Below are 15,148 nucleotides of genomic sequence, written 5' to 3' on the forward strand. Positions count from 1 at the left end.
AGTATTCACCTTCGTTTTTCGACAGATGGAACAGGGCGCTTTAATCCTCAAACCACGCGATTGCGCGAATGGGCGAGCCGTCGCAATCCTCGATTTTGAGCGGTGCGCAGCTAAACCAGAACAGATCGTCGCCGCAACAGTCCAAGTCCTTTAGATTCTCGATGTTGACGATATCGCATGCGCGGAACAACTTCTTGTGGCGCGTCAGGTTTTCGTCCGCGATGGGGTCGAGTCCAATTACATCAAAGCCGATGCCCTTGTAGCCGCCGTCGATGATCAGGTCCAACACTTCGTCGTCCAAGCAAGGATAGTCGCCAAAGTACGCCTCGGTTCCCCAGCGCTTATCCCAACCCAAGTTGAACAGCAAAAACTCGGCCTGGGTCACCTTATCGCCATAGGGACGGAGTTGCTCCACAGTAATGGCCTCACCCTCGGCGAGCATGCGGCAATCGACAACCAATGCCCTGCCTATAAACTGGCTTGCTGGAAACGCATCGAGCGTCGTGCGGTCGGCAAACAGATGCGCCGGTGGATCCATATGCGTCCCCGTATGGGTGTACATCTGCATGAGCGTCTCTTTAAATCCGTCGTGCTCGTAGGTACTCGCTGGCAGCAGCTTGGGTGTATCGGCTCCGGGAAATACCGGCATGTCTTCCCTAATCGTGTGAGTCAAATCAAGCACGCGCATGTTCAGTCCCCATTTCTTTCTTGGCAAAGCAAAACGGGGCCCGCACTTGGCGGAAGCCCCGTCGTGAGAGGTTATTCCCGGTATATTAGTACTGCTCGATGCCCATGTAGCGACGAACCTCGGGGCTGTGGTCGAAGACCTTGCCGCGGGCGGCGCGCAGCTCGCAGCTCATCGCGTAGAAGAAGATCGGCTCCAGGAACGAGCGCACGCTGGCAGGCACTTCGCCCACGCCGTACTCAAGCGCGTCGAGCACCATAATCGTATCGGTGTGCGTGTTGAGGAACGCAAGCGCGCGCTCCTCCATGGGGCGGCACTCGCCCGCGCCAAGCTGCACAAAGTAGAACACGCCGGGCTCGGTGGCCTCGAAGGGACCGTGGAAGTACTCGCCGGAGTGGATGTAGCAGCAGTGCTGCCACTGCATCTCCATGAGCGAGCAGATGGCCATGGCGTAGGTCTGGCTAAAGTTGGGGCCGGACCCCAGGATATAGAAGAACTTGTGCTGCTGGCAGAGCTCGGCAAAGCGGGCGCCCAGCTCGGCGTTGACCTTCTCGCGGGCGGCGGGCAGCAGCGCATCCATCTGCTTGAGGCCCTCATACATGTCGGCGAGTGCCTCGTAACCCTCCTGCTGGTCGAGCAGCTCGGCAGCCATCAGAGCGCCGATGCCCTGCGGCACCTCGGCCTGTGACACGCCCTCGCCCCACGGATAGACCCAGGTGGTCCACTTGCCATTGTCGATCTTGGAGCCCTCGCAGTCGGTGAGGGCGACGACCTCGGCGCCGGCGGCCAGCGCCATCTCGCAGCCGTCGACGACCTCCTGCGTATTGCCGCTGTGGCTGCAGGCGACGACGAGCGACTTCGGCCCCAGGCTCTTGGGTGTCATCAGGCAGAACTCGCGTGCCGTGTAGACCGTCGAGGCAAACGTGGTGGCCTCGCGCTTGAGCAGCTCGTTAGCCGGCATCAGGTCGATCATCGAACCGCCACAGGCGATCCAAAAGACGTTCTCAATCTTGCCCTTGCGCTCGATGATTTCCTGAACCAGATCATGTGCGTTCATCCTGATGTTCCTCCTTGTGGGGCGGCTTTGAGCGACGGCAGCTCGTACCTGCTATCGTTCTATGTTGTTCTATTTATAGCACGCAAGCAGTCACCGGTGAAGTCATCACGGCAAATTTGTTCTATGTTGTTCTATCTATGGACGTTAGATGTCGAAGACGTAGCGCGAGCCCACGATCTTTTGGCGCCCGAGCAGCAAGGGCCGCTCGTCCGCATCGGTAAAGTACGCCTCCATATAAAAGAGCGGCTCGCCGACCGGCACCTCCAGCAGCGGGGCCGCCTGAGCATCGGCAAGCGCAATCTCCACGGTGCAGGGGTCGGACTTGTGCGGCGCGCGGCCCGAATACTCGGCAACGAGCGCAAAGATTGAGTTATCAGTGAGGTCCTCGGCGGCCAGCGTCTGCAGGTAGGGATGGTCGGCGAGCACAAAGGCGTTGTTCTCGAGCATGACGGGGATGCCATCTGCCGTGCGTACGCGCTCGACCACGATAAGCTCGCAGCCGGGCTCCACGTCAAAAAACGCCGCATCCTCGTGCGTCGCCGCGACCACCGTGCGCGACACCAGACGCGCACCCGGCACCATGTCGTTGGCAGCGCAACCCTCAGTAAAGCTCTGGACGTCGCCCTTCTGGCGAATCTTGCGCTTGAGCTTGGGCGCACACACAAAGGTGCCCCTCCCCTGCTGACGGTTGAGATACCCCGCGCGCGATAGTTCCTCGATGGCACGGCGCACGGTGACGCGCCCCACGCCGTAGGACTTCGCGAGCTCCATCTCGGCAGGGATGCGCGAGCCGGCAGGGTACACGCCGCGGGCGATTTCACCCTTCAGGTCGTCCATAACCTGCTGGTACAGCGGCACGGCGGACACATCTGAGCTGCCGGTTTTATCGTCGAATGCCATCGTTACGCTCCATCCCGCGCATGCTCGGACTCAAACTCTTCAATCGCCGCCATAAACTGCTCGCCAAAGGCGTCGGCCTTTTTCTCGCCAATGCCGTTGACCTGGATAAGCTCGTCGCGCGTCTGCGGGCGCAGGCGGCACAGGCCGCGCAGGGCCCTGTCGGAGAAGACCATGTACGGCGCCATCTCCAGCTCGGTCGAAATCTCCTTGCGCAGGGCGCGCAGGCGCTCGAACAGCTCGGCATCGTCGCCCACGCGAGGGCGCTGATCCATCTCGGCCTCCTCGCGCAGCAGATCCACCGCACGGCGGGCGCGGGCCGAGGCTTTGCGCTTGGACGCGCGACGCTTAACGGTAAAGGCGAACGCCTCGTCCTCGACCTCGCCAGCACGCGGGCCCAGCCCCACGACCGGGTACTGCCCCTGCGAGGTGGCCAAATAACCGCGGCCGCACAGCTGCCCGATGATGTCCTTGATGCGCCCGACCGATTCGCTCGACAGCTCACCGTAACCGCGGTCCTCGTCCAGATGCATCTGGCGAATGCGCTCGGTGTTGCCGCCGTGGAGCACGTCGGCGATGAGCGACTTGCCAAAGCGCATGGGGCGCGTGGCGACGTAGCGCACGGCGGCGCGGGCCATATCGGTGACGTCCTCGACCTCGAACTGCGTGAGGCAGTTGCTGCAGTTGCCGCAGCCCTCGGCCTCGTCCGTGGCGGCGCCACCCGCACCAGCTGCGGTCGCATGCTCGGCTGCGGCCTCGTCGCCAAAGTAGCGCAGCATGTATTCGCGCAGACAGCCGGTGGTATTGCAGTAGCCCTCCATCTGGCTGAGCAGACGATATCGATTCTGAAGCGCCCACGCACGCTGCTCGTCGTCGAGCGCCTCGTCGGCAGCATCGCCGCGGTCGATCAAAAAGCGACGCATGCGAAAATCGTTGCCGTTCCACAGCAGGTGGCAGCTGGCCGGGTCGCCATCGCGGCCGGCGCGGCCCGCCTCCTGGTAGTAGGCCTCGATGCTCTCGGGCACGTTGTTGTGGATCACGTAGCGCACGTTGGGCTTGTCGATACCCATGCCAAAGGCATTGGTGGCAACCATCACCTGAATATCGTCGTCGATAAAGGCGCGCTGGCTTTGGCGACGGGCGTCGTTGCCCATACCGGCATGGTAGCGGCCAACGCGAATGCCGCTGGGACCCAGCGCCTCGGCAAGCTCACCTGCCAGCGCATCGACCGTCTTGCGGGTCGAGCAATACACGATGCCGCTCTCGCCCGAATGCGCGATCACATAGTCGCGCACCCACGCGGCCTTGGCCTTGTCGCCCATCTCCTCGCAACCAAAGTAGAGGTTCTTGCGATCGAAGCCCGTCACCACCGTCGCGGGGTTTTGCAGGCCGAGCATCTGCTGAATGTCCGCACGCACGCGCTCAGTCGCCGTAGCGGTAAAGGCCGCCACGATGGGTCGCTGCGGCAGGGAATCGATGAACTCGCGAATCTGCAGATAGGCGGGGCGGAAATCCTGGCCCCACTGGCTCACGCAGTGGGCCTCGTCAATGGCCACGAGCGGCACGCCGATGCCGCCTTCGGCCGCAGCTTCCTGCGCAAAGGCTAAAAAGCGCGGCTCGAGCAGGCGCTCGGGCGCCACGTACATAAGCTGGTAGCGGCCCTCGCGTGCCCGCTTGAGCACGGTGTTTTGTTGGGCAGGAGTAAGGCTGGAGTTGAGATAGCTGGGGCGCGCACCCGCCGCGAGCAGCGCACGGGTCTGGTCCTCCATTAGCGACAGCAGCGGGCTCACCACAAAGGTGATGCCGGGCATCATGAGCGCGGGCACCTGGTAGCAAATGGACTTGCCGGCGCCCGTGGGCATAACACCCAGCGCATCGCGACCGGCAAGGATCGCATCGACCATGCGGTCCTGCCCCGGGCGAAACGAGGTGTAGCCAAAATAGGCGCCGAGCGTGTCGAGCGCCATCTGCTGCATGCTATCGGTCATGGTTTCCTAACGTCCAAGTCATCTGCCGCCGATTATACGCCGCCACGCGGACCGGCGTCGCCCGGCTACCGGCCACGGGCGGCGCAATCCGAAAGGAACGAGCGTGGATTTTTGGACACTTTCCGGATGAGCGTGGATAATCTCCCACTTTGGGCCCGTCACCAAGCCAAAAACGGGAGATTATCCACGCTCATTCTATGGGTAGTCGATGTTTTGGCAAAGTCAGCGAAAGCCCGCCAGAGCGAGCAAGGTGCCTTGAAACGAGGCGGCATTGACCTTCTGGTCATGCCGCCGAAGTTGAAAGGTAGATTGCCGCTCTGGCGGGCTTGCAGCGTCGACCGGTCCGCCGTTCGTCAGAACGGCGGAACCAAAGGCGCAGCGTCGAGCCGTTACGCGGTTTGGTAAAACCGCGTAACTTACATCACCATGACGTAGCGCGATCCCACGTAGTACTGCTTACCCATCAGGACCGGCTCGCCATTGGGGCCGATAAAGCCGGCACGCAGGTTGAGCAGCGGGTCGTGCGGAGCAATGCCCAGCTCGGCCGCCTGCTCGGCATTGGCTCGAACGGCCTCGACCGTGCGGTAGCCAACCGAGACGATCGGCGTTCCGCCAACACGCTCGACCTCGGCAAAAATCGACTTGTCCTCAAGATCGGCCGTCAATAGCTCACGGTAGGCATCAAACGGCACAAAGATGTTCTCCTCAAAGATGGGCTCGCCGTCGGCTGTACGTACGCGCTTGATGTGCAGCAGCAGCGCGTCCTTCTGCAGGCCAAAGAACTCCATCTCGTTTTGACGTGCCGGCACAATCTGGCGATCGACCACATGTGCGCCCGCCTTCATGCCATTGTCGGCACACAACGCAGTAAACGTCTGCAGCGTCGAAGCATGGAACTGGCGATTGATGTGCGGCGTGGAGACAAAGGTGCCGCGGCCCTGTTGCTTAACCAGGTAGCCATCGGAGCAGAGCTCTTCGACGGCGCGGCGCACCGTAATTCGGCTCACCTCGTACTGCTCGGCTAGCTCAAGCTCGGACGGAATACGCTCCTTGGGTGCATAAACACCTTTCTCGATCGCATCCTTAATTTCGTCGTAAATCTGCTGGTAAAGCGGTGCATTTTTGGGCGCAGGCATGTCTGATCACTCTTATCAAAATATCGAAATAACTAATACGTATATAACGTCTTTTTATATGTTACCTCAGTTTGATAAAACGATACACCACATACAGCAAATCCTTACTTGCCGTCGTCCTGCTGCAGGCTGTCCTGCTCGATGAGGCGCGCCTGCCTGCTGGCCATGCGCGCGGGCTTATCGGGATCGGGTACGGCCGTGGGCATGGGCTCGTCGACATGGCCGCCCCACCAGCCGCCCACAAAGTTGAGCGTGTGGAACACGTTGATCACGGCGCCGGGATCAATGTCGCACACCAGTTTGATAATGTCCTGGCTCTCGTAGGTCGAGACAACGGCATGCAGCAGGTACATCTTTTCGCGGCTGTATCCGCCGATGACCTCGGCACAGCTAATGCCGTGCTGAAAATGGTCAACATAGGCAGTCATGACCTCGTCTGCCTTGCGCGTCGTGATCTGGAGCGTCACGCGGTCGTAGCGACGATAGAAACTGTCGATGGTCTTGGTCGAAATAAACTGGAACACGATGGAGTACGCCGCCTTGTCCCAGCCAAACATAAAACCAAAGATCGCCAGGATAAAGCAGTTGAAACCAAAGATGACGCCCCAGATGGTCTTGCCCGTGTGGTTGGAGACCCATAACGCGATAAAGTCGGTGCCGCCGGTGGATGCGCCGGACTTAAGCGCGATGGCAGCGCCCAGACCCGAGACCACACCGCCAAAAATAATGAGCATGATCTTGTCGCCCAAAAACGGCGCGAAGTGAAAGACGTTGAGGAACAGCGACGAGAGCACGACCTGCATCATCGAGAAGATGACGAAGCGCTTGCTAATGCCGCTCCAGCATAGGAGCGCCACGGGGATGTTGAGCGCGAGCATGCCGAGCGAGATGTCGATGTGAACGCCGCCCAGCGAGGTAACGCGATCGAGCAGGACCGCGACGCCGGTGAGTCCACTCGGAAGCAGGTCGGCGGGCTGAATGAACGCCTGGATCAGGAATGTCTGGAGAACGGCGGAAATTGTGACCGCCACGGCGGTGATGGCGCGGCGGACGATGGTGAGGCGGCCGAGCACGAGCACGCGGTCCGTGAGCTGGTCGATGGCGTTCGCCACGTAGGCTCCCTTCGAAGGCAGATGTAGTTGTAGGGCATGCCCGCGATTGTAGCATGGAGCGTGCGGAGGCGCTTCAATTCACCCTCTCTCGACAACCATCAGAAGGACCGTGAGGCCGCTCAAAAGAAAAACGCCGTGAAGAGAGCGATCCCTTCACGGCGAATTCGGCATTTGCCCAGATAAAACCTGCCAAAATAAACCTGTCCCTAAATGGCAGGTAGGATGTCGGACAGGTTGTCGATGACGACGTCGGCGGCGGACTGATCCAGGTTGACGCCCTCGTGCGGACGCAGCGCCAGGACTCGGGCACCGGAACGCTTGCCAGCTTCGATGCCCAAAGGCGAGTCCTCGATAACCAGGCACTCGGCAGGCTCCACCCCCAGCGCCTCCATGGCACGCAGGTAGATCTCGGGGTCGGGCTTAAACGCACTGCACTCGTGACCGCTGATGGTGTAGTCCAGCACGTCGGCGATACCGGCGATCTCCACCAGCTCGTCAATGAGCTCGCGATAGGACGAGCTCGCGATGGCGCACTTCACGCCGCGCTCGTGCAGCTCACGCATCACCGGCTCCGTCTGCTCGTTGAGCAGCTCGGCATACGGAACAGGGTGGTCCGGGCTGTAGACCTGCTTGTACTCCACGCGCAAGCGCTCGCGCAGCTCAACATCGTCGGGCACCAGCGCCTCCCAAATGGCGGGCTCGTTAGACCCCGAAAGATCGGGAATCTCGTCAAAGTGAAAGCCCTTCTCCTCCATAAACGCCACGCGACGACGGTTGTAGAACCACTCGGTATCGACCAGCACGCCATCCATATCAAACAGCACTGCCTTGATCATACGCATCTCCTCCCACCTGCCAAAAAGGGACAGGTTTATTTTGGTAGGTTTTATCTTGGGTTGTGCGGCGCGACAGACACGCCCTCCCCAGAGCAAAAAAGGGGATGGGGCGCAAACCCCATCCCCTCTCAATCAACCCGTAAGGTCTACTTACTTGTGATTAGTAGGAAAGCTTCCACATGTAGCGACGCATGGTCAGCGGGTGCTGACGGGCCTCGGCGATCTGGTTGCCGTACTCGCGCATAACGGCGAGGTGCAGCAGCGGGTTGAAGTAGGTGACGACGCTCGCGGGCACGGCGTCAGCCAGGCCGTAGTCCTTGGAGTCGATCAGAGCGACCTTGGCGCCCATGCGCTCAAGGAAGGTGAGGGCGCGGGCGTCCATCGGACGGGTTGCGCCATCGGACATGAAGAAGACGTAGGGCTTACCCTCGGTGGAAACCTCGAACGGGCCGTGGAAGTACTCGCCGGTGTTGTAGGCGGCGGCGTCGATCCACTGCATCTCGGTGAACAGGAAGGCGGCGTGAGAATAAGCCATCTTCTCGGAGGCACCGGAGGCCATGAAGTAGATCATCTTGTCGTCCTTGAAGTCCTCGGCGAACTTCTTGGCGAGCTTCTTGCAGTGCTGAGCGGCGTTCTCGCAGAGATCGAAGACGTTGGTGAGGCCGGTGATCATGTCCTCGTAGTGGTCATAACCCTCGGTCTGCTGAAGGATCTCGACAGCAAGAGCGATGGCATAGCCGGGCTTCTCGCACTTGGCAGCGTAGTTGGCGTGGAAGCCGTGAACGATGACGTGGTCGGCGTCGACGGTCAGAGCGGAGCCAGCCTTGTTGGTGAGGGAGACGACCGGGCAGTTGTGCTGCTTGGCGGTCTTGTTGGCCTCGACGGTCTCGGGCGTGGAGCCACCGAGGGAGCAGGTGATCACGAAGGTGTGCTCGTTGACCCAGGAAGGCGTGTCGTAGTTGAACTCGTTAGCAGTGAAGATCTGAACGTTCAGCTTGTCCGTGTTGTTGGCCAGGAAGTACTTGGCGGGGTAAAGGTCGGACATGGAAGCGCCGCAGCCGACGAAGGCGACGCTGTGAATCTCGTGGTTGGACAGGACGTCAGCGACGATCTGCTTAGGGAGGTTAAGGTCGATCTCGTACATCTGACACATTCCTTTCGATTTTTTGCGGCGCCACTTTGCCGGACGCACGCAGGGTTACCGTGGTTTGGACCGAATCGCCGGCCCGTTGAGGATGTGACAAAGGGACTGCCCCATTGTCACATTTTGGGGATGGAAGCCTGCCTGGGGTATGGGATGCCAGGCAGGCCCCCCGGGGAAAGCGGTTAGACGCTTGGTCGCGACTAGGCCAGGATGCCGGCCGCGGAGAGGGCAATGCCGCCCACGATGGCGATCACGAGAAGCCAACCGGTGTTGACGTTCTTCTTGATGAGCCAGTACATAAGGCCGGTGAGGCCAAGGGAGATCATCTGGGGCATCATACCGTCCAGGATGTCCTGGATAACGACGGTGCCCTCAGCGAACTGCAACGGGGTAGTTGCACCGATCAGCGTAGCGATCATGCCGCCCACGGACATAAGACCCACGATGCCGCAGACATACATGAGCTTCTCCATAAGGTCGCCGCCCTGAAGCTTGCTCAGGTACTCGTGACCGCCCTGATAGCCCATCTTGGCTGCGAACCAAGTGATCAGCACAGAGGGGACGATGGAGATGAGCATGGCCAGGATCGGGCCCATGATGGAGCCCTGCTGAGCCAGCTGAACGCCCAGACCAAAGGCGATAACGCGGATGGTGCCCTGGAAGAAGGAGTCACCGATGCCGGAAAGCGGACCCATGAGGGAGGTCTTGACCGCGTTGATTGAATCGGGATCGAAGTTCTCGGGATCCTTGGCGTACTCCTCCTCCATGGAGGCGGCGAGACCCAGGATGAAAGCGCTCGTCTGCGGGGTGCAGTTGTAGAACGCCATGTGACGGTGGTAAGCCTCTTTCTTAGCAGCGAGCTGCTTGGGGTCGGACTCGTCCGGATAGAGGCGATCGAGCGTGGGAACCATGCCGTAGAGGAAGCCCATGTTCATCTGACGCTCGTAGTTCCAAGAGGCCTGGATGGCCCAGGAGCGCCAGAAGAACTGGCTGACCTTCTTGTTCAGGGACACGTCCTTGGTTGCGGTTGCCATAGTGTGTTCCTCCTTAGTCTTCGTCGTCTTCGAGCGGATCGTAGTCGGAATCGACACCGGCGGCTGCATGGGAACCGTTGAACTTGAAGCCCATGAAGACGACAGCCAGGCACACACCGATCAGAGCGACCGCGATGACGGACAGGTTGAGGTAAGCGGCGAGCAGGAAACCGATGAACAGGAACGGAGTCATACCCTTCTTGATCATCATGGTGAGCAGCAGGGCCAAGCCGTAGGCGGTCATGATCTTGGTCGAAACGTTAAGACCAGTGGACAGCCACTCGGGAACCATGTTGACGATGGCCTGAACCAGGTCGGTGCCGACAAAGACGGCGAGGAAGATCGGCAGGAAGTACATGACGGCGTACAGACCGGAGCCGGCGCAGATGTGCATACGGTAGGCGGTCTTGAACTTTCCGTTATCGATCGCGCTATCTGCCACATGGGTGAGGGCGGCGATGATGGAACGGAACACGATGCCGAGGAGCTGACCCAGGACGGCGACCGGGATGGCGATCGTCATGGCGGTCTCGGCAGAAGCATCGGTCAGGCACGCAAAGGCAGCGGCCACGATGCCGCCCAGGACCATATCGGGCGGAACGGCGGCGCCGACCTGCACCAGGCCCATGGACACGAGCTCGACGGCGGCACCGACGGCAAGGCCGGTGGGCACATCGCCCAGCAGCAGACCGACGAGCGTAGCGCCAACGAGGGGCTGCTCGAAGTTAAGACGACCGAGCAGGCGGGAGTCCCACATGCAGAACACGCCGACGAGGCCGACGAGCACCGCACTGATGAACGTATTCATACCCTTCTCCTTTCAGTCAGGCAAAAGCCTGGTTGATTACAGCTTGGCGTCGATGTCGACGCTCTGATACGTAGGGGTCTGCTGGACGTAGAGCTTGATGCCCATGTCGAGCAGCTGGTTGACGTCGGCCTTCTGGGTGGCGTCGAGGAAGACGGAGCTGTCCTTGCCGCCGACCTGATCGGCACCGTCGTGGTTGGCGGTGGCACCCAGGTTGATGGCGTCGAGCTTGTAGCCCTGGCAGAACTGCAGCATCTCGGCAGTGTTGCCAAAGACGAACATGACGCGCTCGCCGAGGGTGTTGAGCTTGTCCATCTTGGCGAGGGCACGCTCGACGGTGAAGACGTTCAAGCGCACGCCCTGGGGCTTGGCCAGCTTAAGAGCGCCCTTCTTGATGTCATCGTTGGCGGCAGCGTTGTCGACGACAATGATGCGCTCGGCCTGAACCTTGGTGGTCCAGGTAAAGACGACCTGGCCGTGCAGCAGACGGTAGTCAAGACGTGCGAGGACGATCTTGGCGGGGCCGGAGCTGTGACGGGACGCCTTGGCCTTCTTGGCGGGGGCCGCGGCGACCTCGACCGGTGCGTTGGGGTTGGTCAGACCGGTGCGGGCCTCGTTGATGAGGGCCGCGAGCTCGGCGCCCTTAACGGGGACGGGGCTCATAGCAAGCGTCAGTGCCAGCGGAATGTTGAAACCGCTGACAACCGTGAACTTCGTGCCGTTCTTGGAAAGCTCGACCATGCTGTTGTTGACCGAGCTGCCGAGCATATCGGTCAGCACATAGACGGTGTCGTCCGCGTTGAACGTGGCGATCATGGCGTCCACCTTATTGGTGATGGGCTCCTTGTCGTCACGAGCAAGCGACACGACGTGGACGTTCGACACGTCGCCGAGAACCATCTCGAGCGTGTCTTTGGCGCCTGCGGCCAGGCCGCCATGAGATGCGAGAATGATCTGATTCATCTTGCCTCCTCCTTTTCGTTATGGTCATTATAACGTCTTATACGTTGCTTATATCGCTAATTAGTATAAAGACCGTTCGCGGATGAAAATCGACCGTTGACGGGTTTAACGTACTTGAAACGTTGGAGCTAGGTAGGCCGGCGCTGGCTGGATAACCCCAGATCAAACGCCTCGCCAATCCCCTATCGCACGAAGTACCAGGGGCTTTCCTGCACGGTGGGCTCCAGCGCAATGCCCGTGCGCTCGCGGAACAGATCCATGTCCTGCGATTTCTCCGTCCACCACGCGTTGGGCTTAAAGGTCATGCTCTCGACAATACGTTTGACAATGGCACTGTTGCGCAGCTTGGAAAAGTCGGTGTTCATGATCACGATGGAGGCGAGCACCAAAACGATGCCCAGGACTTTGATCGCGCCGGCCGGCTCGGCATAGACACCAATGCCCACCACAACGGTTGCCACCGTCTCGAACGAGGCCACGACGGGCACCTTCGACGTCTCGAGGTCCATAGAGAGGCCCTGCATGTAACAGATGTAGGCAAGCGCCGTGGGCACCAAGCCAAACCCCACAAAGAGCAAAATGAGCTGCGCGGACATGGCCGCGGCCATATCCACCCACGGAGCTGTGATGACAGCCATAACCGCACCGCCAAAAACAAAGCCCCAAAACGTAACGGCAAGCGGGTGCAGCGTTTTGGTTGCCATGCGGCTGAATACCGCCAGCAGCGCACCGCAGAGGCCGGCGATGACACCGGACGCAACGCCCCAGACCGAGAAATGGAAACCGGAGAGGTCGCCGCTCGTCACCGCGAGCACGCAGCCCAGCACGTTAAAGACAATGGCGATGAGTTTGTTGAGGGTCACGTCCTCGCGATAGAGTACGCGGCCGAGCGCGACGCCAAACACCGGTGATGTATAGAGCAGCACCGAAGCCGTAGACATGCCCACCTCGCGCATGCACTCGTAATAGCACGTGTTGGCGATGGCCAGTCCAACAACACCCACCAGCGCACAGGGAACGAGCTCCTTGGGGCTCGCCTTAAACAGCGCCCAGGGCGTAGCAGCCCTCCCCTCGCTGGAGTTCGAACGGCTGCCCATGAAGGCAAGAACCGGTGCCATCATGATGGCACCGGTCAGCAGACGGAAAGCCGCCATGCTCTGAGACGAAACCCCCATGGCCGAGATCCCGTTAACAAAGATGCCGATGGTTCCCCACATAAGGGCGGCGATCAGCACCAGCGCATAGCCCACATTACTTCTCTTCAACGCAGCCTCCTCGGTATTATTGCCAATATGTTTCATGCTACGTTATAGTCGTTATATACATTTATCAAGACACAAATCGGCGAACGGGAAATCTCTTGAAACAAGGAGTGTCCCAAACTGCCGGCAGAAAGGGAACGTCCCCAAGTGCCGCTCTAGCAGTTGCGGTGAAATAGTTCTCAAATAGAGGCCTCACACCCCCAAACGGGAACTATTCCACCGCAACTTATGAGGGATATTGGGCTGTTAGGCCACTCTATCCCTTAGTAATCAAGCTTCCACATGTAGCGGCGCGTCATGTAGTCCTTGTGGGTGACGGCAGAGAGCGCGCGCATGTAGACGTTGTTGAGGATCGGGGCGAAGATCAGGTGGTTGAAGTACTCGCTCACGCTGTCCTTGATGTCGTTGAGGCCAAGCTCCTTGGCATCGAGCTGATAGACGCGCTCGCCACCGTACTGGTTGACGAAGCGGATGCCGCGCTCGTCGTTGCAGCGGCTGCGGCCGACGCTGATAAGCTGGAACAGCGAGGTGCGCTTGTCCAGGATCTCGAAGGGACCATGGAAGAAGTCGCAGGTGTTGATGGTGCAGGAGTCGATCTGCAGCATCTCCTGCACGTTGCAGATGCTAAAGACGTAGGCGGCACCAAAGAGCGGACCCTGAGCCATCACGTTGATGCAAGGCTTGTCGGCGTTCTGCTCGGCCCACTTGGCAGCAAGCGGACGGGTGTACTCGACGGCCTTGCGATAGATGGGGTCGACCAGGTCGAACGCGGCCATAGCGGTCTCGTATTCGGCATAGCCCTCGGTCTGCTGCGTGAGCTCCATGGCGATCATGGTCACGACGGCGGAGTTGGTACGGCCCATGCAGGACTCGTCGACGGCCAGGCTGTCATACTGGATCTTGTAGTCGCAGACCTCGGTGAGGCCGGACTCGTCGACATAGATTGCGATGGTGCTGGCGCCGTGGTCCTTGGCGACCTGGGCGGCGACGATGGTCTCCTTGGTGCCACGCATGGACACGACGACGGCCAGGGTGTTCTCGTTAACGTAGGCAGGGGTTGCGTGCACGAACTCGTTGCTGGTGTAGCTGGAGCTCACGACCTGCGTGGCCTCGTGTTCCATAAAGTACTGGGCAGGATAGTTGCCGCCGTTGGATCCGCCGGCGCCAATCCACACGACGCGCTTGATGCCGCCCTTGTCTGCCTTGTCAGCCAAAACCTGGGAGACGACGTCCTTAACCTGTTCCTGAGTAGTCATCGTGCATCAGCCTTTCTTCTCGTTTGATGCTCTTGATGGCATACAAGTTACATACATGTTTTGGTGATGTCGACTAGTTGTATGCTATATTTGTCTTGGAAAATTTGCTGATGCGGTTTTTGATAACTGGTACCAGCGGTTTTATTGTTGTATTGGATACATGCTTGATTAGGTAAGCATACAAGTTAGATACAGGTTAGTCGTATGAGCGCTTCGTCTAAAAAGAAACTGACCCAATACGAGCGTCTGGCGGGCATGCTGCGTGACCGCATCGCCGCCGGCACCTACGCACGCGGAGACAAGCTGCCGTCCGAGATGGAGCTCATGGACGAATCGGGGCTGTCGCGCAGCACCGTGCGCCACGCGCTTAAGGTGTTAGTTGACGAGGGCCTGGTGCGCACCGAGCGCGGACGTGGCGCCTTTGTGGCCGACACGCCCGCGCTCCACGAGAACAACCTGGTGTTTTCGAGCTACACGGCACAGGTACAGGGTCAGGGCATGAAGCCCACCACGCGCACGGTGGACTCGGGTTTTGCCAAGGCGGGCGGCAGCATAGCTAAGTTCTTTGACGCCGCCGTGGGCAGCAAGCTCGTCAAACTTGTCCGCCTGCGCTACCTGGACGACGCGCCGCTGTGCCTGGAGACCACCTACCTGCCGCCAAGCTTCGAGACGCTCATCGATCGCGATATCAACGGTTCGCTCTACGCCACGCTGCGACAGGAGTTCCATCGCGCACCGGCGCAGGGGCATAAGACCTTTGAGGTGTGCTATGCCTCGCAAAACGAGGCGTTTTTACTCAACGTCGAGCGCGGGCAGGCGCTGATCCTAATCACCGACTACGTCTACGACACCGACGGCCGCCCGCTCCACGTCTCCAAGCGCATCCAACGAACCGACCGTGCCAAATACACCGAGCCCATCGGCTAACTCAAACCAAAACCACCACAAAGGGGACAGGCACCTTCGTGGCGGT

The 15,148-nt window shown here is 60.0% G+C and carries 14 protein-coding genes; 1 reads left to right on the top strand and 13 read right to left on the bottom strand.

The window, feature by feature from the left end; all coding sequences use genetic code 11:
• Positions 1-40 precede the first annotated feature (40 nt).
• The 13 genes from ACEG18_RS04435 to ACEG18_RS04495 form a co-directional block, all read right to left on the bottom strand.
• Entirely contained in the window at positions 41-688 is a 648-nt protein-coding gene (locus tag ACEG18_RS04435) for a cyclase family protein (protein WP_372541417.1), read from the bottom strand.
• 85 nt (positions 689-773) lie between these two features.
• Positions 774-1,742 (bottom strand): SIS domain-containing protein, encoded by a 969-nt coding sequence (locus ACEG18_RS04440; RefSeq protein ID WP_372541419.1) that lies wholly within the window; start codon positions 1,740-1,742, stop codon positions 774-776.
• 144 nt (positions 1,743-1,886) lie between these two features.
• A complete protein-coding gene (locus ACEG18_RS04445) occupies positions 1,887-2,642 on the bottom strand; it encodes a GntR family transcriptional regulator (protein ID WP_372541420.1) in 756 nt (251 codons plus the stop codon).
• Between the two features lie 2 nt (positions 2,643-2,644).
• Positions 2,645-4,627: a RecQ family ATP-dependent DNA helicase gene (locus ACEG18_RS04450; RefSeq protein ID WP_372541422.1), complete on the bottom strand. Its 1,983-nt coding sequence runs from the start codon at positions 4,625-4,627 to the stop codon at positions 2,645-2,647.
• Positions 4,628-5,043: 416 nt separating this feature from the next.
• On the bottom strand, positions 5,044-5,763 hold the full coding sequence (locus tag ACEG18_RS04455; RefSeq protein WP_117821108.1) for a GntR family transcriptional regulator: 720 nt from the start codon (positions 5,761-5,763) through the stop codon (positions 5,044-5,046).
• Between the two features lie 104 nt (positions 5,764-5,867).
• Positions 5,868-6,875 carry a YitT family protein gene (locus tag ACEG18_RS04460; RefSeq protein WP_117821107.1) on the bottom strand — a complete coding sequence of 336 codons (1,008 nt, stop codon included), beginning with the start codon at positions 6,873-6,875 and terminating at the stop codon, positions 5,868-5,870.
• A 206-nt stretch (positions 6,876-7,081) separates the two neighbouring features.
• Positions 7,082-7,711: an HAD family hydrolase gene (locus ACEG18_RS04465; RefSeq protein WP_372541424.1), complete on the bottom strand. Its 630-nt coding sequence runs from the start codon at positions 7,709-7,711 to the stop codon at positions 7,082-7,084.
• A 160-nt stretch (positions 7,712-7,871) separates the two neighbouring features.
• Complete coding sequence (locus ACEG18_RS04470) at positions 7,872-8,855, bottom strand: SIS domain-containing protein (RefSeq protein WP_372541426.1); 984 nt, start codon at positions 8,853-8,855, stop codon at positions 7,872-7,874.
• A gap of 200 nt (positions 8,856-9,055) precedes the next feature.
• Positions 9,056-9,889 (bottom strand): PTS system mannose/fructose/sorbose family transporter subunit IID, encoded by an 834-nt coding sequence (locus ACEG18_RS04475; protein WP_117848824.1) that lies wholly within the window; start codon positions 9,887-9,889, stop codon positions 9,056-9,058.
• A gap of 13 nt (positions 9,890-9,902) precedes the next feature.
• A complete protein-coding gene (locus tag ACEG18_RS04480) occupies positions 9,903-10,697 on the bottom strand; it encodes a PTS mannose/fructose/sorbose/N-acetylgalactosamine transporter subunit IIC (RefSeq protein ID WP_006235136.1) in 795 nt (264 codons plus the stop codon).
• Positions 10,698-10,733: 36 nt separating this feature from the next.
• Positions 10,734-11,657 carry a PTS sugar transporter subunit IIAB gene (locus ACEG18_RS04485; protein ID WP_117583855.1) on the bottom strand — a complete coding sequence of 308 codons (924 nt, stop codon included), beginning with the start codon at positions 11,655-11,657 and terminating at the stop codon, positions 10,734-10,736.
• 182 nt (positions 11,658-11,839) lie between these two features.
• On the bottom strand, positions 11,840-12,922 hold the full coding sequence (locus ACEG18_RS04490; protein WP_372541428.1) for a DMT family transporter: 1,083 nt from the start codon (positions 12,920-12,922) through the stop codon (positions 11,840-11,842).
• 260 nt (positions 12,923-13,182) lie between these two features.
• Positions 13,183-14,175 carry an SIS domain-containing protein gene (locus tag ACEG18_RS04495; RefSeq protein ID WP_006235139.1) on the bottom strand — a complete coding sequence of 331 codons (993 nt, stop codon included), beginning with the start codon at positions 14,173-14,175 and terminating at the stop codon, positions 13,183-13,185.
• Positions 14,176-14,379: 204 nt separating this feature from the next.
• Between ACEG18_RS04495 and ACEG18_RS04500 the strand changes: the two genes are divergently transcribed.
• A complete protein-coding gene (locus ACEG18_RS04500; RefSeq protein ID WP_372541430.1) occupies positions 14,380-15,102 on the top strand; it encodes a GntR family transcriptional regulator in 723 nt (240 codons plus the stop codon).
• Positions 15,103-15,148: the final 46 nt, after the last annotated feature.

It is taken from the genome of Collinsella aerofaciens, from assembly GCF_041537385.1.
In the GTDB taxonomy this organism is placed as follows: Bacteria; Actinomycetota; Coriobacteriia; order Coriobacteriales; family Coriobacteriaceae; genus Collinsella; species Collinsella aerofaciens_BV.

Excerpts from the sequence above, each read along its gene's own strand:
- ACEG18_RS04445 (WP_372541420.1), bottom strand. The coding sequence starts at position 2,642 with ATGGCATTCGACGATAAAACCGGCAGCTCAGATGTGTCCGCCGTGCCG.
- ACEG18_RS04440 (WP_372541419.1), bottom strand. The coding sequence starts at position 1,742 with ATGAACGCACATGATCTGGTTCAGGAAATCATCGAGCGCAAGGGCAAG.
- ACEG18_RS04485 (WP_117583855.1), bottom strand. The coding sequence starts at position 11,657 with ATGAATCAGATCATTCTCGCATCTCATGGCGGCCTGGCCGCAGGCGCC.
- ACEG18_RS04450 (WP_372541422.1), bottom strand. The coding sequence starts at position 4,627 with ATGACCGATAGCATGCAGCAGATGGCGCTCGACACGCTCGGCGCCTAT.
- ACEG18_RS04475 (WP_117848824.1), bottom strand. The coding sequence starts at position 9,889 with ATGGCAACCGCAACCAAGGACGTGTCCCTGAACAAGAAGGTCAGCCAG.
- ACEG18_RS04465 (WP_372541424.1), bottom strand. The coding sequence starts at position 7,711 with ATGATCAAGGCAGTGCTGTTTGATATGGATGGCGTGCTGGTCGATACC.
- ACEG18_RS04495 (WP_006235139.1), bottom strand. The coding sequence starts at position 14,175 with ATGACTACTCAGGAACAGGTTAAGGACGTCGTCTCCCAGGTTTTGGCT.
- ACEG18_RS04480 (WP_006235136.1), bottom strand. The coding sequence starts at position 10,697 with ATGAATACGTTCATCAGTGCGGTGCTCGTCGGCCTCGTCGGCGTGTTC.
- ACEG18_RS04500 (WP_372541430.1), top strand. The coding sequence starts at position 14,380 with ATGAGCGCTTCGTCTAAAAAGAAACTGACCCAATACGAGCGTCTGGCG.
- ACEG18_RS04470 (WP_372541426.1), bottom strand. The coding sequence starts at position 8,855 with ATGTACGAGATCGACCTTAACCTCCCTAAGCAGATCGTCGCTGACGTC.
- ACEG18_RS04435 (WP_372541417.1), bottom strand. The coding sequence starts at position 688 with ATGCGCGTGCTTGATTTGACTCACACGATTAGGGAAGACATGCCGGTA.
- ACEG18_RS04455 (WP_117821108.1), bottom strand. The coding sequence starts at position 5,763 with ATGCCTGCGCCCAAAAATGCACCGCTTTACCAGCAGATTTACGACGAA.